Raw genomic sequence first — 21,833 nt, 5'->3', positions numbered from 1 at the left:
ACTAAAATCAAGGTGGAGTGGCAGCAGGCAATAAAAGGGTTTAAAAGTTATTTGAAGTTAGAAAAATCGATGTCGGCTAACTCTATACAGGCTTATAGCCGGGATATATATAAGCTACAACAATTTGCAGAAACACAAATAGTTATACTAAAACCAACTGCGGTAACCTTAACCGATCTTCGCCAATTTCTAACCTGGATCAGCGAATTGGGCATGATCCCAACTTCGCAAGCCAGAATTTTATCAGGGATTAAGGCTTTCTATAAATATTTGTTGCTCGAAGATGAAATTAAGATTGACCCGTCTGAATTATTAGAGTCGCCCAAAACACGTCGCAAGTTACCCGATACATTAAGCATGGTTGATATTGATATGCTCATCTCAGCCATCGATCTTTCTAAACCCGATGGCGCACGTAATAAAGCCATTCTGGAAGTATTATACAGTTGCGGCCTACGGGTATCTGAATTAACGGAGCTAAGAATCTCCAACCTATACCTCGATATCGAATTTATTAAAGTAGTAGGTAAAGGCAGCAAAGAACGCCTTGTGCCTATTGGTAGTTCAGCAACAAAAGCATTAAAGATCTGGCTTGAAGAAGTTCGTGTACATATCCCCATCAAAAAAGGAGAGGAAGACCTGGTATTTCTCAATCGCCGTGGCAGTCGCTTAAGCCGTGTTTATATTTTTATGGTGATTAAGGATCTGGCCGAAATTATTGGATTGAAGAAAAGTATTAGTCCGCACACGTTCCGTCATTCATTCGCTACCCATCTTGTTGAAGGCGGCGCCGACCTGCGCGCTGTACAGGAAATGTTGGGCCACGAAAGCATTACCACTACAGAAATTTATACGCATCTGGACAGGGATTATTTGAAAAGTACGATTACGCAGTATCATCCGAGGAGCTGATTAGTTATTAGGTTATTGGAAACCTGAATCTTATTAGCCGTTTCGAGCGTCCACGCTTGAAACTAATTCTAATGGAGCGTCTACGCTCCTGAATATCATTGGCCGGTTTGCATTTTTACTTTTGACAAGAGCGTGGACGCTCTATTAGAAATATAATTTAAGCGCGGACGCTTAAATTGGCGGGTGAGCTATCGAATAACTTAGTAACTCAATAACCTAATAACTAGCCCAACCACATTTAATCATCCTATCCCGTCCGCTCATATCTTTCCTTAACTCAATGTTTATGAATGATTTGTTATTTAACATCTCAATCGTTTCTTCACCATAACTTTCATTGATCTCAAAGAATAGTAATCCGTTATCATTAAGGTTTTTTGTAGCGAAATCAGCAATTGCATTGTAGAATAATAAGGGATCTTCTTCGGGTACAAACAAAGCTGTATGCGGTTCAAAATCTGTTACATTGGTATGCATCTGGCGCTTATCAGTTTCGGTAACGTAGGGTGGGTTACTTACGATAACATCAAGCTTTTTATCCAGTTTAATATTTTCGTGAGCCAGTATATCAGCATGGATAAAGTTTACCTCGACCTGGTTGTTAGCAGCATTTCTTTTTGCCGTTTCTAATGCACCGATTGAGATATCGATGGCCGAAACCGTAGCTTGTTTTAATTCATGTTTCAGTGTAATGGCAATACATCCGCTGCCGGTGCCAATATCAAGTATATTTATTGGTGGTAATTCTGAGCTTTCAATAATCCAGCCTACTAGTTCTTCAGTTTCCGGACGGGGGATAAGTACATTAGGATTTACTTCGAATTTAAGTCCATAAAATTCAGTATGGCCTAAAATATATTGTAAAGGTTCGCCGGTTTGTAGTTGATTTAGTATTGTGGATAGTTTTTCAGATTGCTCATCAGTCAATTCAGTTTCTGGGAAAGCCTTCAATTTTGCTTTGCTATAACCCGTTAACTCGCTTAATACCAAAGTGGTGATCGCATCGGCCTCTTGTACATCGTACAATGGAACCAACATTTGCTTGAAGGTATTAAAAGCATCCTGCACAGTTTTCATTCAACAAATAAACATAAAAGCTACCTTTGCGCCATGTTTGAACATGAAAAATATATGCAGCGATGCATCGAACTGGCCCGGTTAGGTGCAGGCTATGTAAGCCCGAACCCGATGGTAGGCGCTGTAATTGTTCACAATGATAAAATAATAGGCGAGGGGTATCACCGTCAGTACGGCGGTCCGCATGCCGAAGTTAATGCCGTAAACATGGTATTAACCAATTTTGCCGATGCTGAAGAGCTGCTCAAAGAATCAACCATCTACGTTTCGCTTGAGCCCTGCGCGCATTATGGCAAAACACCTCCCTGTGCCGATTTGATTATCAAACACCAAATCCCAAATGTGGTTGTTGGCTGCCGAGACCCTTTCGACCAGGTAAATGGCAAGGGGATAGAGAAACTACAGGCAGCAGGTATTAATGTTGAAGTAGGAGTTTTAGAAAAAGAATGCCGGGAGCTGAACAAACGCTTCTTCACCCGCGTAAAAAGTCAGCGTCCGTACATTATATTAAAATGGGCAAAAACAGCTGATGGCTTTTTTGCGCCGGATGACGACAGGCAATTTTGGATCAGCGGACCAGAGTCGCGCCGGTTGGTGCACCAATGGCGTGCCGAGGAAGATGCGATATTGATCGGCAAGAATACCGCCATGATTGATAACCCGCAATTGAACCTGCGCCACTGGGAGGGTAAGGCGCCTAAACGTGTGGTGATTGACCGTAGGCTAGAATTGAGCAAAGATTTAAATATATACGACCAAAGTGTTGAAACATTGATATTTAACGAGATTAAAACCGATGTTGAAGACAATATTAAGTATATTGCGCTCGAAGATTTCGACCGGTTTGTGCCGCATTATATTTTATACCAGTTATACCTGCAGGATATCCAGTCGGTAATAATTGAAGGGGGCGCACACACGCTTAATAGTTTTATTGAAGCGGGATTATGGGACGAAGCCAGAGTATTTACCGGCAACACAGTTTTAAATAAAGGCATACCTTCACCTGCTATTATGGGTGTTGCTGCCGAAGAATACAGGGTAGGAGAAGATACCTTAGCAATTTTATACCATCAACCTAATTGAGTAAATGATATACATTTTTTTAAGCGTTTGCTGCAGTGTGGCGGTTTCCATTATGCTGAAACTGGCCAAACGCTACAGTATTGATGTTTTTCAGGCTATCATCTGGAATTATTCTATCGCTATTATACTTACCTGGATTTTCCTCAAACCGCAGTTAGGCTCACTGCCATCAGCGCCTGTATCCAGCTATGCTATACTTGGCTTCTTGCTGCCGGCCGGGTTTTTAATTATTGCTTTATCTGTAAGGGTTATCGGTATTGTACGTACAGATACAGCGCAGCGCCTTTCACTAATAATACCGTTGCTTGCTGCTTTCTTTTTATTTAATGAGCAACTAACCGCCTTTAAGCTTATTGGCATTGCCGTAGGCATTTTAGCGGTTATTTTATTATTAATTAAACCGGTGGACCGCCGCAACAATATCCGTAAAACCGGGACTCTATTGTATCCAATAGGTGTATTTATAACCTTCGGTATTGTTGATGTGATGTTCAGGCAGTTATCAGTGATAAAGGAAGTAACATTCCCAACCTCACTTTTTGCCATTTACATTATTGCTTTTGTGCTCTCGCTCATTGGCTTGTTTTACATGGTACTTACCAAAAAGGCAAAGTTTCAGTGGCGATATATCGGTTTCGGCTGGATATTGGGCGTGGCTAATTTTGGCAACATCTTATTTTACATATTGGCGCACAAGGCTATGGCGAAAAGCCCTTCAGTAGTATTCTCAGCCATGAATATTGGTGTTATAGCCGTGGGTACACTTGCCGGTACATTTTTATTTAAAGAAAAAACAAGCTGGGTAAACCGGATGGGCATTTTACTGGCCATTGCAGCTGTTATGATTATTGCTTACGCGCAAACGCACTAAATGTTATTCGACGATACTTATTTAACCATTGCCGAGCCTGTTGAAGGCATACACCGGGTAAGCGGCAGTAAATTTTTAAGCTTTGCTTATCCCATAAAAAGCGAGGCAGAAATTAAGCCGATTATCGCTAAACTAAAAGCATTGTATCCACAAGCAAACCACCATTGCTGGGCTGTAAAACTGGGGACGGATCAGTCGGCTCAACGTTTTAATGATGATGGCGAACCTGCGGGATCTGCGGGCAGGCCTATCTTAAATACGCTTTTGTCCAAACGGCTAACCAATATTATGGTGGTTGTAGTCCGTTACTTCGGCGGAACCCTGTTGGGTATCCCGGGTCTGATCAGTGCTTATAAAATAGCGACCGAAGAGGCTTTGAATACGGCAAAGATCATCGAGAAAACGTTCAACGATGTTTACCAGGTTAATTTTGATTACCTGCAAATGAACGATGTAATGAAGGTAGTAAAGGATTTAAACCTTGAGGTGCTGGAAACCCAGTTCGATACAACATGCGTGCTAAAATTCAGCGTTAGAAAAACTCATATCGACCAGGCTGAGCAGAAATTCTTAAAAATCAGCAATGTGAAATTAACTTATTTGTATAGTAGTTAATCAACAAAGGAAACTTTTTAATTATTTAAGAAATTTTTAAAACATTCTTGTTTACATAGTGTTGTTAATTGGTTATAAACCTTGCAACAAAATGAATACACTACCAATTGGAATCTACCTCGAAGCCGAAAAACGGTTCGAATTTGATTTCGTTAAACATCTTTTAAAAATTTCTTTCTTTAAAGAAAGACGTAAAGCTGGCAGCATTGTATCGCCGTTCCGTATGGTGAAAAACAATGATGATTTGTACCTGCTGATCCACAATTATGGCAAGCTGGGTGAGCGTAAGATCATGATCGAATCAATGGATCAAAATCAACTGGTGATCAATCACGAAAACACTTCCTACAAGCTTCAGAAAGTGGCTTAAGATATTTTTTTAAACTGAATAAAAAGGGTGATTTATAATCGCCCTTTTTTGTTGAATATGCCCTGTATAATGCTTATTTTGGGCAGGTATGCAATCTTTCGAAATAAATAAATCAGATCTCCTGAAGATAAAGAATGCGCTTGAAGCTAATGATACTGAGCTTCAACGTGTTTTGGGAGAGTACCACGCCTCCGAGATTGCAATTCTATTTGAACGGCTTACCCCCGAAGAGCGCGAAAAAATTATCAATGTTCTGCCATCTGACATTGCTTCGGAAGTTATCTCCGAAATGGACGAGGAGAACCACCCCGAGCAGATCTTGTTTAATCTTCATCCCGAGAAACGTTCGGAGATTATTGAAGAACTGGATTACGATGATGCGACGGATATTATCTCCCAACTCGAAGAACACGAGCAGGAACAGGTATTAGAACATATCGACCAGGAGGATGCCACCAACATCCGTGCCCTGTTACATTACGACGAGGATACGGCCGGCGGTTTGATGAACACCGACGTTATTAAACTCAATGCCAACCTCAATAAAAAAGACGCACTGGAAGAAGTAATTAGACAGTCGGAGGAGAAGGAAGAGTTTTATACTATTTACGCTGTTAACGATCGTGATATTCTGCAAGGTATTGTGTCGCTGAAGGATATCATTAAATCCAAACCGGATGTAATGGTGCACGATCTTTTAAAAACAGATTACGTTTACGTTAAAGCCGAAGTTGACCAGGAAGAGGTGGCCCGCTTGATGTCGCAATATAACCTAACCAGTATCCCGGTGGTGAACGACCACCTGAAACTGCTCGGCCGCATTACCATTGATGACATCATCGACGTAATGGAAGAAGAGAATACCGAGGACATTTTGAAGATCTCCGGTGTATCTGAAGATGAAGAATTGAGCGGTAACTGGAAAGATGCCGTAAAAAGCCGTTTACCATGGTTAATTATTAACCTGGGTACTGCTTTCTTAGCAGCCTCAGTTATCAGGCATTTTGGTAATTTAGAAGCCAAGCTACCCATTATAGCTGCCTACATGACCATTATTGCGGGTATGGGTGGCAATGCAGCCACACAGGCCCTCGCTGTTACGGTAAGGCGTATCTCATTAAGTGATTTAACAGATGCGCAGGCCTACAATACCGTATTAAAAGAGTTTTTAGTAGGGATGATTAATGGCGCCGTTAACGGTATCATTGTATTAGTGGTAGCTTTATTTTATGATGCCAACCCAATGCTGGGCCTTGTTTTGTTTTTAGCCATGACGGGTAACCTTATTGTTGCAGGTTTAACCGGAGCATCCATTCCATTGTTATTGAAGCGTTTGGGAATTGACCCCGCAGTGGCATCATCAATAATTATTACAACTTTTACAGACTGCATAGGCTTTTTGCTGCCTTTATGGTTAGCATCCGCACTTTTATTATAAATTTGAAGCTTTATAATTTCATCACACATGACTGAAGTAAGATACAACTGGACGAAAGAGGAGATTGCTGAAATATATCACACCCCATTACTGGACCTGATTTATCAGGCAGCAACTGTTCACCGCGAAAATAAAGATTATGCCGAAGTACAGATCAGCTCGCTGATTTCTGTAAAAACAGGTGGTTGCCCTGAAGATTGTGCGTATTGCCCGCAGGCGGCACGTTATAACACAGGTGTAAACGTGCATGCTATATTACCTAAAGAAGAAGTAATTGCTGCTGCCGAAAAAGCTAAAGCAGGCGGTGCATCACGTTTGTGTATGGGTGCCGCATGGCGCGAAGTACGCGATAACCGCGATTTCGACAAGGTACTGGAAATGGTTACCGCCGTTAACGACCTTGGTATGGAAGTTTGCTGTACCCTGGGTATGCTTACCGAAAGCCAGGCGCAACGTTTGGCTGATGCGGGCCTCTATGCCTATAACCACAATTTAGATACGTCTGAAGATGATTACAAGCGAATTATCACCACCCGTACTTATGATGATCGTTTACAAACCCTGGATCACGTGCGTAAAGCCAAGATCAGCGTTTGCAGCGGCGGCATCATTGGTTTAGGTGAAACCGTTGCAGATCGGATCTCGATGCTGAAAACATTATCTAACATGCCTAAACACCCCGAGTCTGTACCAATCAACGCATTGGTGCCGGTAGCAGGTACGCCACTGGCCGACCAGCCACGTGTTTCTGTTTGGGATATGGTACGCATGATTGCTACTGCACGCATCGTAATGCCTAAAACGGTAGTACGTTTATCGGCAGGCCGTACAGAGATGAGTACTATTGAGCAAGCATTATGTTTTATGGCAGGCGCTAACTCCATCTTCGCAGGCGAGAAACTGTTAACCACACCAAACCCATCTTTTGATACCGATATGGCCATGTTTGAGCTGTTAGGCCTAACCCCACGCAAAGCCTTTAAAAACGGCAGACCGAACAGGGTAGAAGAGGTTAAAGAAGAAGTAAGTATTTAATTAGAATACGATATAAAAGAAAAAAAGGTCGATGTGTACAACATCGGCCCTTTTTATTTCCTATTAATGCATCCTCCCCAGCGCGTCATTGCGAGGAACGAAGCAATCGCGAACTTTACAGAGCGGCTTTGTAGGTCGGGGATTGCTTCGTTCCTCGCAATGACGCGCTGAGTTATTAATAATCGTGTTTAATAGCTCCTGTAAAACGAATGATCTGCAAAAGCCAGTAACTCTTTATCACCATTACTATCGCCGTAGGCATAGAGAATATAATTCTTGCGGTCGGGATAGGCGGCAAGCAGGCGGGCTACTTTCTCTGGTCCGTGGCAGTTTTTGGTTAGGAATACCCCTGTAATTTTATCATCAATTACCTGTAATTGCGTAGCCAATACCGTTTTAATGCCCTGCTCAATAGCCCAGGGATTAATCCAGTTTTCGGCAGAGGCGCTGATGATGATTACTTCGTGGCCTTGCTCATGGTGCCATCTTATTTTAGCCAGGGCATCGGGATTAACCAATTTATCTATAACGGATTTAAATCCTGTGCATAGTGCTGTGAACTTATCCACTTTAACCCCGGCAAAAAAGGCTTTAAATAATCGTTCTTTAGCCTGGTAATTGGGGATTACCTTCAGCTTAAATAAAGCTACGAAAGGCACAACCATTAAGGTGCCCGATAATATGCGCCAAAGTTTGGTAGCATACCATACAAACACAGGCAGGGTATCGCGTGTGGTTATGGTGCCGTCGAAATCGAAAGCGGCGATTACTTTTTTATCTGTTAATTGAATTTCTCCGCCCATTTTAAAAATTTTGATTCGGGGTAATTGGCAACATTATCAGGTATTATAAATTTAGAATCAGACCGGATGAAGATCTCAACCTTTGGAACTCCATCAAGAATTGCTTCTTTATACGGAATATGGTTTTCCTCCAAACGAAAACGGTTCGCCTTTAAATCACCAAACTGAACGGTGATGGTTTGATGCGCGGCTTTCAACTTGGCAATCTGATGGTTCACCAGCATTGTCATCATTAAATTCCAACCGAAACCGCCAAAGGTTAAAACCACATTAAAAATAATGAAGAGGTATAAAAAGCCTCTTAATATTTTGTGTTTGGTATGATATAATTCGGCAGCCAGTAATACCACAATAGGCAAATACCATAATTGCGGAATATACCTTGCCCACCAGGATTCGGGCATGATCAATACCACTGCTAAAATTACAGCTATCAGGTAAACCAGGTTTTTAATTAGCGCAAACTTACCGGGCTTCAGCAGCAATACAACCAGCAAAGCGAAGGCGAGCAACAGTATCCCGCTAAAAAACGGACCAAAGCCTGCTATACGCGTATCTGGCTTAAATGAATTGGTAAAATCTGTTTTATTAACCGTGAAGGGAATTTTAAGTGTTACGGTCTTTTGTTTATCAGAAATCTGGTTATCGGTATGGGCAAGCAGCGAAGTAAAAAGCTTATCCATACCACCTTTCTGCTCAAAACCAGGCGGCAGGTTATAGCCCACAATATCTACTTTATTTTTACCCATTAACGGATAAAACGGATGCTGAAACTTAACCGTATTAACTACATAAGGATTATAGCCCACAATCAACACAGCTACAATACCGGATGCTATTGCCGTATAAATAACCTTCTTAAACAACTCAATCTTTTTAGTATACAGCAACCAACCTAAAAAAGCTGCTGTAAATATCACCACATAAACCAACCCTGTAAACTTTACATTAGCTCCAATAATAACCACCACGGCAAGTAAAAGCAGGTTATAAATACTGCTATCAAAAACAAGCCAGATAGCTACTACAAACAAGCATTGTACCATCATGGCCAGTTGCCCATCAACATAAGTGCTGATTAGCTGGTTAATAATAATAGGGTTACAGGTAGCCAGTATAGCTATCAGTATACATCTCGGCATCGTTAGCTTATTTAAGCCTAATAGCAACGATAACATGAGGCAGAATGTAGCAATAAGTAATATCAGGTTGGCGGCCTTGCCAGCTTCAATATGCCCGGTTAAGGCGTACAATGTGCTCTGCGGGATCTCGACACCCTTACCGTAATGATTAATATAGATAGCCATATTAACCGATTTTGGCAGTAAGGTTTTAAACGTATTCCAGCCATGTGCTAATTGGTAGATACCTTCCTGGTGGTACGATTGGCCATCGTAGGTAACATCATAAAAACAGCAGGCAATTATAACAGAGGCGATTATTACTAAAGCACTTATTATTACAGACTGGATAAAAGCACCGGTGTTGTTGAGTTTGTTTTTGCTGATGAAGTAATAAAGCCCCCCAGTTAAAATAAACGCCATTGGAAACTGCCATGCAGCAACCGTAAACCCTGCAAAAAAACAGAGTGCCACTATGATCAATACCATAGCAATGGTAGTAATCAGCATACCGCCTGTTAAAAATAAAACCCGGTTATTGCGTTGTAAAGAAAGCTGCATATTAAACCTTCAGGTAAATAATTAAGAAAAACGATACGATCCAACCGAGGATAATCACTTGCAGAAAGCGGTTTTTAAGCAGCACCATAGTAGGGCTACCGCTAATTAACCAAACAAAGGTAAGCTGCAGGTATCTTAATATACCGAGTATCACAAAAAACGAGGTGAGGTAAGTATTGCCCCCAAACCGCGATGTAATTTCGGGCGAAGTGCAATACATAATGTAACACACAATTACTACGGTAGCCATTACGGTAATAGCTACGTTTAAAAAGTCGAGATTATAACCTTCTAAGTTTTTGCGTGCTTTCTGGTCTGTCTGCACATAAATATAAACATCATCGCGGCGTTTGGCCAGGGCCAGGAAAAGCGCCAGCACCAGGGTCATCAAAATGATCCAGTGCGAGAGCCCTGTATTTGTAGCTGCTCCGCCAATTAAAATACGCAACACAAAGCCGGTAGAGATCAGCATTACATCCAGTAGCGAAACATGCTTGAGTTTAATGGTGTACAAAATATTTTGCACAAGGTAAACACCTGCTACTATGCTGGCAACCGTGTTACCTAAAACAGCAAATAATAACGCGGCTGCAATAAGCAAAACAACAATTAAAACAATACCTTCTTTAACGCTAACTGCGCCGCTGGCTAAGGGGCGGTTACGTTTTTTAGGGTGTATTTTATCCTCCTCAATATCCAGCATATCGTTAAAAACATAAACAGCGCTGGCTAAAAATGAAAATCCAAAAAATGCCAGAAGGCAATTATGAATAACAGCTGGCTGATAAAGCTTTAATGCGAAGAAAGCCGGCAGGAAAATAAACAGATTTTTGCTCCACTGGTGTACACGGAGAAGCTTTAGGTAGGAGCTGAGTTTTTGCATATTTGTCCATAAATATAGCGTATTTTCTGACCTTTAGCGCCGATGTCAAGCGTAAAAAATACGATACTACTGTCTTTTCGAGTTACTTAGAGCATTAAGTTGTGAATTAGTTAATAATATAAACTAATCCGTTGTACTCTAACTTTCCAAGAATATTTTGATTCTCGATTCTTGTCTCTTGATTCTATTCTGCTATTACCTTCACATCCATGCTTCCCCTGGTAGCTTTAGAATACGGACAAATAATGTATGCTTTATTAGCCAATTTCTGAGACTCTTCAATGTTAATATTGGTTCCATGCTCTGTAATTTTTATCTACAACCTGAGGCACTGATAAAGGTTTAATAGAATTTTTATTTGCTAATATTTTTAGTAATTTTGATTTGTATGAATGTGGAGAGGATTACCGAAAAGTTAAACATATTGGCCGATGCCGCTAAATACGATGTATCGTGTGCATCGAGCGGGAGCAAACGGCAAAACAAGGATAAGGGTTTAGGCAATGCCAGTAACGGCATTTGCCATACCTACACCGAAGACGGGCGATGTGTTTCTCTATTAAAAATCCTGTTTACCAACGTTTGTATTTACGATTGTGCCTACTGTGTATCGCGCAAAAACAATGACATTAAACGAGCCGCATTTACGGTGCAGGAAGTGGTGGATCTTACCATCAGTTTTTACCGCCGTAATTATATAGAGGGCCTGTTTTTGAGTTCGGGTATTTTTAAGGATGCCGATTATACGATGGAACGTTTGGTACAAGTAGCTAAAAAACTTCGCCTCGAACATAATTTTAACGGTTATATCCATCTTAAAAGTATCCCCGGTGCCAGTGACGAATTGATGCGTGAGGCTGGCCTGTATGCCGATCGACTGAGCATTAACCTCGAAATGCCAACCGAAGCAGGGCTTAAACTTTTAGCGCCAGAGAAAAACCGGCAGGACATGATCACGCCGATGAATTTCCTGAAAGATGAGATCATCCTGCGTACCGAAGAAAAGAAACTGTTTAAGAAAGCACCTATGTTTGCTCCGGCTGGTCAGAGTACCCAGGTAATTATTGGTGCCACGCCGGAGACCGATCAGCAGATCCTGCAAATGTCTGATCAGTTTTACAAGGGCTTTAAACTCAAGCGCGTTTACTATTCGGGCTATGTGCCGGTATTGAGCGATAGTCGTTTGCCTGCTCTAAACACAGCTGTACCCATGGTCCGTGAAAACCGGCTTTACCAGGCCGACTGGCTGATGCGCTTTTATCACTTCAAGGTAAATGAAATTGTAAACCATGATAACCCGCTGCTCGATCTGGATATTGACCCTAAACTGAGCTGGGCAATACGTAACCTGCATGAATTTCCTGTAGATATTAATAAAGCCGATCTGCGAATGATATTACGCGTGCCGGGCATCGGCGTACAATCGGCGCAAAAAATTGTAGCTGCAAGGGCTTTCCGTAAATTGAACTGGGATCAGCTTAAAAGACTGGGCATTGCTATAAATCGGGCACGGTATTTTATCACCTGTAATAGCCCGCAATATGAGCGGCGCGACCTAACCGGCACGGCCATTAAACAATACATCCTGGCCGAATCACAGAGTAAATACATTAAAAATTCGACCGTACAATTAAACCTGTTTTGATTGAGATGACCACCCTGATTTATGACGGTACGTTTGAAGGTTTACTGACGGCCGTTTTTGAGATTTACGAACAGCGCCTTACCCATGTACGCATGCAGAAAGGGGAGTGGCACAATACCGCCCTGTTTGAAAACGTGGTTAAAGTAGTAACAGAAAATACCCGAGCTACCCGCGTATTAAAAGGATTAAAGCAGAAACTCTCTGCGCAAGGCCTGCAACGCCTATATGCCGCCCACATGGCCGAAATGGAAGGGGAGGACGACAACCTTGTTGGCTATATCCGCTATGTATTTGATTCGCCAAAAAATGTTGAGGAAGATTATGGGAACAAATATGTAATGCGTGTATCGGAAATTGTGCGGATGGTTAGGCGTGAAAAACACCGGATGGAGGCTTTTATCCGTTTCCAGGAATTGAAGGATAAAACCTATTACTCTGCCATAGAACCTGACTATAATGTGCTGCCATTGCTCATTAAACACTTCAGAAATCGTTATGCCGATCAGAAATGGATTATTTATGATATTAAGCGCAGTTATGGCTTGTATTATGATCTGCACGAAACCCAATATATCTCACTCGATTTTGCCACCATTAACCCCGGTAATGTAATTTCGGCTTATGAAGATAATGAAGCTGTATACCAGGAACTCTGGCGTAATTATTTTACCAGTGTAAACATACCTGCCCGCAAAAATACCAAGCTGCATTTACGCCATGTACCCAAGCGTTATTGGAAACATTTGACAGAAAAAATTTAAAATTAGTTTTTTGAGAGGGACTAGAAACTATAAAAACATCAGAATATGTTGATAAGCAGTATGTTAATTACGTATTGCAAATCTGCGTTTTTGATACAATAAAGCTAATTAATTCATTTTTAAGCTGTTAATAACTTGTGCTTTTCTGTTGGTAAACCTGTTAAGAAAAACTATCATTTTTTATTTGCAAAACATACTGTAGCACAGTACCTTAGAAATATCAGAACGACGTACTTTGACAGCCTTGGGATACGGAAATTGAAATCGGGCGAATCTTCGGAGGAGCTAAAGATCAAGGGAAGACCCTAAGTTACCACGGATAATCACTATCATTTAAAAGGTGCAGCCACAACGCAAGTGACGGCGCATTAAGTGATGAACCGCGCAAGCGGGGATACATGAATACGAATATATTACCGGGATAACTTACCAGAGGTATTGTGGTTTGCACGCTTGAACGTGGTGCCTTATGGGGTGCAGCGTGAAATTGCAAACAAAAGCAATGATTATGACAAGTAGGTACTGCTTCGGCAGCACAGAAAACCAGATCGGTTAAATTACTAAAAGCGTTTATTGATGCTTTATGAGCAGCTACGGTTGAACATAAGGTTGAGAACGGAGGCGACATCTTAACGAAGTCGGCCTCCGTTTTCGCGTTATAGCAAATCTCTTTCCCATTTGTCATTCAGAGCGATAGCGAAGAATCTTCTTCGATCTGCATAGCTGTCATATTTACAGCAGAAGATTCTTCACTGCGTTCAGAATGACAAAAGAAAACCCCTACCTTTAAATCACAAACCACTCCTAATAATTTATGAAAACCGAAATCAACAAAATCCTCCAATTCTTACATGTTGCAGAAAACCTTAAAAGATTAACCCGCCATAGCTGGTTATCAGATGGCCGCCGCGAAAGTGTGGCCGAGCATACCTGGAGGGTTTCTATTATGTATTTATTGGTTGAACCCTATTTGGGCATTAAGGTAGATTCGACCAAGATCCTGAAGATGATCATCATCCATGATATTATTGAAGCTTTAGTTGGTGATGTACCTGCTTTCGATACTTTTAATGAAGAAGTGAAACAGCTAAAGATTGAAAATGAAACCCGTGCTATTGAGGATATAAGGATGCAACTGGATAATGAAGTAGGAGACAACTTCTACCACCTATGGCACGAGTTTGAAGCCAAGGCTACTAATGAAGCGAAAGTTGCCAATGCACTTGATAAGCTGGAAGCCCAGGTTCAGCATAACGAAGCCGACATTAATACCTGGCTGGATATTGAGAAAGAAATGCTTTATATGATGGATAAGCATGTAAACTTCAATGAGTTTCTGATACAGTTAAAAGATGCTATAGTTGAAGAGGGGGCTTTGAAACTGGCAATGTTGTAACTCTTTACTAGTTTGTCATCTCGACGATAGGAGAGATCTTATACGATGAAAAGGCAAGCTGTACAAGATTTCTCCTATCGTCGAAATGACAAATCCAATAAAATGAGTTCTATTTAAATTATTCTCATTGATTTACAATTAATTATAATAATTATTAAAAATAATTATGCTTTTTACTTGACACGTATAGTATTTTAATCCGATATTGCATTTATCAAGAACGACGTACTTTGACAGCCTTGGGATACGGAAATTGAAATCGGGCAAATCTTCGGAAGCGCTAAAGATCAAGGGAAGACCCTAAATTACTACGGAAAAATCAATGTCACTAAAAAGGGTGATAGACCACGTGAGTGGAAAACCATTCAAAAATGAAGATATGCGCAAGCAGAAGATCATTTAAAGGTGTTAAATTACCGGAGATAGTTTACCAGAGGTATTGTGATTACAAATTGAGGTGTTGTGCTCTACGGGGTACAGGGCTGAAAAAGTGGAATCAGAACAATGATTTAACAAGTAAGCTACTGCGTTGCAGTTAAGAAAGGTAAATCGGTTAAATTACTAAAAGCGTTATTGGTGCCTCGCGAAAGACTACGGTTAATCAAGAGGTGTAAAACGGAGATCACATTGAACAAATGTTGGTCTCCGTTTTCGTTTATAAGAGGTTTTGGGCCGCCAAACACCCGCTGTGTCATTGCGAGCGATAGCGTGGCAATCTCGTAGCTATACCGATCTAATAATGCAGGCGACGAGATTGCTTCGTACCTCGCAATGACAAAATTATACAGATAGCTTCCATTACATACTTCACCATTCCTAAAATCTTTTAATTTAGCATTATGTCTAAAGAGAACAGGAGCCGTGCTGCTGCAGGTGCTAAAAAAATATTTGTATTAGATACTTCGGTGATCCTTTACGATCATAACGCTTTCGAAAACTTCCAGGAGCACGATGTAGCCATCCCGGTGCAGGTTCTTGAAGAATTGGATAACATGAAAACGGGCAACGATACCCGCAATTTCGAAGCACGCAGCTTTATCCGTTTAATGGACGAATTTGCTGGTCAGCATAACCTTAACGCATGGCTACCTTTACAGGGACATAATAAAGGACAGTTTCGGGTAGTAATGAATAAGCCATCAGTGATGATGGATGCCGAGGCTATATTTGGTCCGGGTAAAACCGATCATAAAATCCTGAACGCCGCCTTAGCTTTACAGGAAGAGCATCCGGATAAAAAAGTGATCCTCGTGTCCAAAGATATTTGCCTGCGTCTCAAAGCCAAATCGCTCGATCTAAATGCTGAAGATTACGAAACCGGCAAAATCAAAAACCTCGACGAACTATATACCGGCAAAACAGTACTGGATAAACTGACTGAAAAAACCATTAACCAGTTTATTAAACAACGTGTTGCCGCGCCAGAAACTTTAGGTATTAAGCCGCCGCCGGGTAACCGCTTCTATATCCTCAACAGTAAAAACAAATCAACCCCTGGGTTCTATAACTCAAGCACAGCTTCGGTAGAGCACGTCTCAGATCAGTCGGTATTTAATATATCGCCCAAAAACACAGAACAGGCTTTTGCTATACATGCATTGCTCGATCCTGAAATTAAACTGGTAACTATACAGGGAAATGCAGGTACCGGTAAAACACTGATAGCGCTTGCAAGTGCTCTTGAGCAACGTAAAACTTACAGGCAGATCTATGTTACCCGGCCAATTGTACCGCTGAGTAACAAAGATATTGGCTTTTTGCCCGGTGATGTAAAAAGTAAGGTAGACCCATACATGGCACCAATATGGGATAACCTCAAATTTATCCGTGAGCAATTTGCTGATGACCCTAAGATGCAGGGGAAGATAGATGAACTGGTTACTACCGATAAGATCTCTATCGCTCCTCTGGCCTTTATTCGTGGCCGTACGCTGACTAAGATCTTCTTTATTGTAGATGAGGCCCAGAATTTGACCCCGCACGAAATTAAGACCATTATTTCGCGTGCAGGTGAGAACAGTAAGTTTGTGTTTACCGGGGATATTTACCAGATAGATACACCATATCTGGATGCCGAAAGTAATGGCTTATCATACCTGATCGACAGGGCTAAGGACCATCCGCTTTACGCACACATCACCCTGCAAAAAGGTGAACGCAGCGAACTGGCCAATCTGGCTACAGAGTTATTGTAAAATAAGGTTATCAGTAATACGCTGAATATCGTTAGCTATTTTATTAATGAAACCCAGTTGCTCTTTCAATAATTCCTGATCGGCTACTTTTTCGTCAGTTAGCTCATCTTCATTAACGCTTTGTTCGGCAGTAAATTCAAAACTGTTGCCACCTAATTTTTTGCTTACCTCATTCAGTACAGCAATATCGCGTTTCAGCATTTTAAGGTTATCAGCACGCAGGTGGATCAGCATGCTGGCACCGGTTATGTTTGATGCAATGGTTGCCAGGTAAGAGGACAGGATATGGTTCAATACCACAAACTTATGCACATCTTTGCTCTGTTTCTGTTTACTCTTCGGTTCAGAAACCATACGCTCAAATGCTGCCGATAAGTTGGCCGATTTTACAAAAACATCTTTCCGCGCCAATTTATAATCGGTAGTACTTTGTGGTTTACCGGTTAAATGCTCGCCCAAGGTCATTAGATACCTAATGTTCGCATCAACAACTTCCAATAAGGTTTGTCGTAGTTGTTCAGACTCCCATGATGGGAATATCAGGTAACTGGCTAAAAATGCGATAGATGAGCCTATAATGGTATCTATAATCCGTTCTTCTGCCACATCCAGATGCCCTACACCCAAAAAGCGGAACAGGATGAGCACATAAGGTGTCATAAAAATAACGCTGGTGATGTAGTTGATTCGCAGAAAACTGTAAGCTCCCATCATAAATACCATCAGTAATGCTACTTCGAGGGTTTTGTTGTGTACAAAGGTGAGTACCAATACGCCAATAGCCCCGCCGATAATGGTACCAAATACGCGCTGGTAATTGCGTTGTTTAGATAGGCTGAATCCTGGCTTCAGAATCACAATAATGGTGAGCAATACCCAGTAACTATGGTGTCCGAAAACGATCTTCTTACCCGTGAAATGATTGATCAACTCTAATAACCCGTTACTCTTGGTAATCACAAAACCGGTTAAACAAACCAATGCTACACGTAAAGCATGCTTAAATGTGGCCGAAGTAAAGGTAAGGTTATCGAAAAAGATGTGCGGCGTATAATCCTGATGGGCAACAAATTTGGTGTACTCCACATCGCCCTTTTTCTTATCGATCAGGCTTTCTGCCGATTTAGAGTTATAGTATTTGCATACATCCGATATCTTTTGGTTTAGATCACGAACATTAATCAAGATCTTCTTTAAAACCAGATTGCTCGACCCACTTAAATGACTGGAAGTAGCGTCAATCTCATTCTTTAAATTTTCCAGATCAGGGCCAAAGTTTTTAATCCGGCGATATCTCGAATTGGCCAGTATGGCATAACCTATATTATCCAATTCGCCGGCCATTTGGTGTACCAGTTTTGCAATATGGGGTAGCACCTCAGTTCCTTCAAAACGGTCGCGAATTTCCTGGTAATCGTAATGTGTGGCCATAATCTGCTCAAACATATCAACCAGATCAACAAAGGTTAATACCAATACACGGCTGGCATGGGTTGATTCTCTTACAATTAAGCGGGTTTTAAACAATAGCTCTCGAACATTATCCTGATGCTGACTAACCTTTATTTGCTGCGAAACCAGTTTCTTGTAATTGTCTTCAATATCAGTCTCCGGCAGATAAAAATCGGCTTTTATGCGAAGGAACTTAACCACGTCAACAATGTTCTCGCCTAATGCCTGCTGCGCCGCCCGGTATGGCCGGATACCGAAGAAAACAAGGCTCATAATCATATACCAAACGCCGCCTACAGTAATCAGTAAACTATAATGCAGTACTTCGCCAGGTTGCAGGCCTTTATCCATCATAAATATCATCACCAATAATGATGATGTACCAACTGCAGCAGCGCGGTTGCCATACACCGTAAACATGGAGAACAAGAAAGAAAAAGCAATAACCTCGATACCCAGCGTATACACATTAAGCCTTGCAAAGCCTGTGGTAATGGAAACCAAAAGCAGCAAAGCATTACAGGCCAGCATAGCATTACGCTTATAAACTTCGGGCCCTGGCGTATCAACCACACAAACGCAAATAGCACCTAATGATAAGGTGAGGCCTAACTCGAGCTGATTAAATTGTGCAAAGATGAGTGAGGGGAGCAAAACGCCTATAGTAATGCGTAATCCGTCTGAAAAATACTGGCTGAAGAAGAAACTTTTTATTTCGCGGGATGGTACGGCCATTTTAGATTTTTCGGGGGATTGGTACTGCAAATTTATAACAAATAACGTTTATACATTAAATAGGTTGAAGTTTGTAACAAAAACATTGTCGATAATCTCAGTAGATAATTATATTTACCAACAATTCAAAACAGGTTATAAAAGAAACCTGTTTTTTACTCAGATCTCTCTAAATCGTCTATGTCATCTGCAAACAACCTTAGTCAGCGTGAATCCGTCTTTAATCAGGAAGTAATTACACGTTTTGAGCTTTACAACAGTCTGTTTTTAACCCTGCCTTTTTACCAGGTTAAAGATACCGGTAACCTGTTGCCATTTTTTAGCGCACATTGCGAAAAGGGCACAGCCAACCAGGAATCACCCGCTGAAATTATAAAGTCGTTCTTTAAGAAGTACGTACCAGATATTGATCACCAGGAACAACTTAACCGCTTATTCCGCTTTATACAGTATATAGAAAGGCAAGTTGTATTGTTTGATGCCATTGAAGATTCATCATTCAGTAAAACCACCAAGTTCGACGAGAGCGGTACACTGCAAACTTTGTTACAACAAATTGCAGGCGACGAAAGCCAGCGCGAAACCATTAAAGAGAAGCTTAAAAACTTTTCACTGCGCTTAGTCCTTACTGCGCACCCAACCCAGTTTTACCCAAGCCGAGTGTTGGGTATCATGACTGATTTGATCGAAGCGCTTAAAACAAACGATATCAATAGCATTAACTTGCTGTTACAACAACTGGGTAAAACGCCGTTCTTCAATAAAACATCGCCAACACCTGTTGATGAGGCTGTGAGCCTGATCTGGTTTTTAGAGAATGTTTTCTATCATGCATTAGCCGCTACACAATCAAAATTAAATGAAGCTTTTGATGTGGATGGCTTAGCTAACCAACTACTCGAAATGGGCTTTTGGCCGGGCGGCGACCGTGATGGTAACCCTAACGTTAAAACAGATTCTACCAAAACAGTAGCTTCATTATTAAGGCAGATCATTTTCCGCTGTTATTACCGTGATTTCCGTAATGTGAAACGTCGTATCACATTTAGAGGTGTTGAAGATGCTATGAAGGATTTGGAAACCATCCTTTATGATAATGCATTCAACCCACAGGAAGATCCTGAAAATTTACAGGGCGAAATGCTTACATTATTACAAACAGTAAAGGATAAGCTGATTGCAGACAACTACAGCCTGTTTGTTGACATCATAGATGATTTGTCGCACAAGATCAAATTATTTGGCTGTTATTTCGCTACGCTGGATATCCGCCAGGATAGCCGTGTATTGCGTAATGTGTATGACTACATTGCACCTAAAGTTGGTGTAATACTTCCTGAAGGTTATGATGATTTAAGCGAAGCTGATAAATTAAAAGCAATTGAGTTTGCCACAGAAGCAGATTTTGTTTGCCCTGATGATGCTGATCCGTTGATTCAGGATACACTTAACACTATTCGCCTGGTAAAGCAAGTGCAAAAACAGAATGGCGAAAAAGCTTGTCAGCGATTTATTATCAGTAACTGTCAGCAAGCATCTGATATTTTGCAACTGATTAACCTGTTTTTATGCAGCGGCTGGAAGAAAGACGAGCTGACCATTGACTTTATGCCGCTTTTTGAAACCGTTAACGATTTAAAAGTTGCGGCCGAAGTAATGGAAACACTTTATACCCATCCATTCTACAAAGAGCATCTGGCAGCAAGAGGCAATAAGCAAACTATTATGCTTGGTTTCTCTGATAGTACCAAAGACGGTGGTTACTTAATGGCTAACTGGTCTATCTACAAAGCCAAAGTTGAACTAACCGCAATGGCTAAGAAATACGACATCGACCTGGCGTTTTTTGATGGCAGGGGAGGCCCACCCGCACGTGGTGGTGGCAAAACACACCGTTTCTATGCCTCAATGGGTCAGGAGATTGCTAATAACCACATCCAGTTAACTATACAAGGCCAAACTGTGAGTTCGCAATACGGTTCTGTTGATACGGCAAGGTTCAATATCGAGCAATTATTTAATGCAGGTATTGCTTCTGCATTGCATCAAACACAAAAAGATTTGCTGGATGATCGCCATAAAGAGCTAATCTCGATAATGGCTGATGAAAGTTATAGTTTGTTTATGGGCCTGCGTAAACATACGTTATTTACCGAATACCTGGAGAAACTGAGCCCGCTTAAATTGCTTTCTGGTGCAAACATCAGCAGCCGCCCAACTAAACGTAATGGTGATGCGCCTTTAAAATTGGAAGATTTGCGTGCTATCAGCTTTGTAACGGCCTGGAGCCAGCTAAAACAAAATATCCCTGGCTTTTATGGTGTTGGTGCTGCACTGAACAAAATAAAAGGAGAGGGGCATTGGGACGAAGTTGTAGAGCTTTACCACAAATCTGGCTTCTTTAAAACGATGATCGATAATTGTATGATGTCGATGTCGAAATCAGATTTCAGGGTTACTGCGCACTTAAAGAACGATCCTAAATTTGGCGAGTTCTGGCAAATGCTATATAACGAGTTTGAGCAAACTAAGAGATTACTCCTTGAACTAACTGATACACAGGTATTAATGGAAGCTTATCCAACGGAAGGAAGATCAATTGCCATCCGGGAAAAAATTGTGCTTCCGTTAGTGATTGTTCAGCACTATGCTTTAGAATGTTTGAATAATACTACTGATGAAGAGCTGATTAAGGTTTATAATAAGCTAGTGATCCGCACGGTTTACGGCATTGTAAATGCCGGTAGAAACCTGGCATAACCCTATTAATAATAACTTGAAAAGCCGGATGAGTAATATTTCATCCGGCTTTTCTTATTAATGGCTAAATGTCATATAATTGTAAACCAATTAATGCCTGTGTATGTTACAGGTATA

Annotated in this window: 17 protein-coding genes; 12 read left to right on the top strand and 5 right to left on the bottom strand. The window is 41.2% G+C overall.

Features of this window, described 5'->3' with window-relative positions; genetic code table 11:
• Positions 1–12: 12 nt before the first annotated feature.
• On the top strand, positions 13–912 hold the full coding sequence (gene xerD / locus PQO05_RS15350) for a site-specific tyrosine recombinase XerD (RefSeq protein WP_273628214.1): 900 nt from the start codon (positions 13–15) through the stop codon (positions 910–912).
• A 216-nt stretch (positions 913–1,128) separates the two neighbouring features.
• On the opposite strand, the gene prmC is transcribed toward xerD, so the two are convergent.
• Entirely contained in the window at positions 1,129–1,989 is an 861-nt protein-coding gene (gene prmC, locus PQO05_RS15345; RefSeq protein ID WP_273628213.1) for a peptide chain release factor N(5)-glutamine methyltransferase, read from the bottom strand.
• A gap of 33 nt (positions 1,990–2,022) precedes the next feature.
• Between prmC and ribD the strand changes: the two genes are divergently transcribed.
• The 6 genes from ribD to bioB all read left to right on the top strand — a co-directional run bounded on the left by ribD (position 2,023) and on the right by bioB (position 7,404).
• Positions 2,023–3,075, top strand: coding sequence for a bifunctional diaminohydroxyphosphoribosylaminopyrimidine deaminase/5-amino-6-(5-phosphoribosylamino)uracil reductase RibD (ribD, locus tag PQO05_RS15340; RefSeq protein ID WP_273628212.1), 1,053 nt, complete (start codon positions 2,023–2,025; stop codon positions 3,073–3,075).
• A 4-nt stretch (positions 3,076–3,079) separates the two neighbouring features.
• Positions 3,080–3,946 carry a DMT family transporter gene (locus PQO05_RS15335; protein WP_273628211.1) on the top strand — a complete coding sequence of 289 codons (867 nt, stop codon included), beginning with the start codon at positions 3,080–3,082 and terminating at the stop codon, positions 3,944–3,946.
• On the top strand, positions 3,947–4,561 hold the full coding sequence (locus PQO05_RS15330) for an IMPACT family protein (RefSeq protein ID WP_273628210.1): 615 nt from the start codon (positions 3,947–3,949) through the stop codon (positions 4,559–4,561).
• A gap of 91 nt (positions 4,562–4,652) precedes the next feature.
• Entirely contained in the window at positions 4,653–4,931 is a 279-nt protein-coding gene (locus tag PQO05_RS15325; protein WP_273628209.1) for a hypothetical protein, read from the top strand.
• An 88-nt stretch (positions 4,932–5,019) separates the two neighbouring features.
• A complete protein-coding gene (mgtE, locus tag PQO05_RS15320) occupies positions 5,020–6,369 on the top strand; it encodes a magnesium transporter (RefSeq protein WP_273628208.1) in 1,350 nt (449 codons plus the stop codon).
• Positions 6,370–6,396: 27 nt separating this feature from the next.
• Positions 6,397–7,404 (top strand): biotin synthase BioB, encoded by a 1,008-nt coding sequence (gene bioB, locus PQO05_RS15315; protein WP_273628207.1) that lies wholly within the window; start codon positions 6,397–6,399, stop codon positions 7,402–7,404.
• Positions 7,405–7,592: 188 nt separating this feature from the next.
• Here bioB and PQO05_RS15310 read toward each other — a convergent pair whose 3' ends face one another.
• Genes PQO05_RS15310 through PQO05_RS15300 form a run of 3 tightly spaced genes read right to left on the bottom strand, consistent with a single transcriptional unit; the run spans position 7,593 to position 10,772 of the window.
• Entirely contained in the window at positions 7,593–8,207 is a 615-nt protein-coding gene (locus PQO05_RS15310) for an HAD-IB family hydrolase (RefSeq protein WP_273628206.1), read from the bottom strand.
• Positions 8,186–9,889, bottom strand: a complete 1,704-nt coding sequence (locus PQO05_RS15305; RefSeq protein ID WP_273628205.1) for a hypothetical protein — start codon at positions 9,887–9,889, stop codon at positions 8,186–8,188. Before PQO05_RS15305 ends, PQO05_RS15310 begins: the two co-directional genes overlap by 22 nt.
• Before the next feature lies 1 nt (position 9,890).
• Positions 9,891–10,772 carry a UbiA prenyltransferase family protein gene (locus tag PQO05_RS15300; protein WP_273628204.1) on the bottom strand — a complete coding sequence of 294 codons (882 nt, stop codon included), beginning with the start codon at positions 10,770–10,772 and terminating at the stop codon, positions 9,891–9,893.
• A gap of 388 nt (positions 10,773–11,160) precedes the next feature.
• On the opposite strand from PQO05_RS15300, the gene PQO05_RS15295 reads away from it, so the two are divergent.
• The 4 genes from PQO05_RS15295 (at position 11,161) to PQO05_RS15280 (ending at position 16,769) form a co-directional block, all read left to right on the top strand.
• Complete coding sequence (locus PQO05_RS15295; protein WP_273628203.1) at positions 11,161–12,417, top strand: putative DNA modification/repair radical SAM protein; 1,257 nt, start codon at positions 11,161–11,163, stop codon at positions 12,415–12,417.
• 5 nt (positions 12,418–12,422) lie between these two features.
• The gene (locus PQO05_RS15290; RefSeq protein WP_273628202.1) at positions 12,423–13,178 is read left to right on the top strand and encodes a TIGR03915 family putative DNA repair protein; all 756 of its coding nucleotides are present in this window, start codon (positions 12,423–12,425) and stop codon (positions 13,176–13,178) included.
• Between the two features lie 814 nt (positions 13,179–13,992).
• Complete coding sequence (locus PQO05_RS15285) at positions 13,993–14,574, top strand: HD domain-containing protein (protein ID WP_273628201.1); 582 nt, start codon at positions 13,993–13,995, stop codon at positions 14,572–14,574.
• Between the two features lie 839 nt (positions 14,575–15,413).
• A complete protein-coding gene (locus PQO05_RS15280; RefSeq protein ID WP_273628200.1) occupies positions 15,414–16,769 on the top strand; it encodes a PhoH family protein in 1,356 nt (451 codons plus the stop codon).
• Here the strand turns inward: PQO05_RS15280 and PQO05_RS15275 are convergent.
• The gene (locus PQO05_RS15275) at positions 16,761–18,956 is read right to left on the bottom strand and encodes an FUSC family protein (RefSeq protein ID WP_273628199.1); all 2,196 of its coding nucleotides are present in this window, start codon (positions 18,954–18,956) and stop codon (positions 16,761–16,763) included. The genes PQO05_RS15280 and PQO05_RS15275 overlap by 9 nt on opposite strands.
• Before the next feature lie 180 nt (positions 18,957–19,136).
• Between PQO05_RS15275 and PQO05_RS15270 the strand changes: the two genes are divergently transcribed.
• Positions 19,137–21,716, top strand: coding sequence for a phosphoenolpyruvate carboxylase (locus PQO05_RS15270; protein ID WP_273628198.1), 2,580 nt, complete (start codon positions 19,137–19,139; stop codon positions 21,714–21,716).
• The last annotated feature ends 117 nt before the right edge of the window (positions 21,717–21,833 follow it).

Origin of the sequence: Mucilaginibacter jinjuensis (genome assembly GCF_028596025.1) — a bacterium.
In the GTDB taxonomy this organism is placed as follows: Bacteria; Bacteroidota; Bacteroidia; order Sphingobacteriales; family Sphingobacteriaceae; genus Mucilaginibacter; species Mucilaginibacter jinjuensis.
The sequence above is the reverse complement of the archived record's forward strand: the minus strand, read 5'-3'. Positions and strand labels throughout refer to the sequence as shown.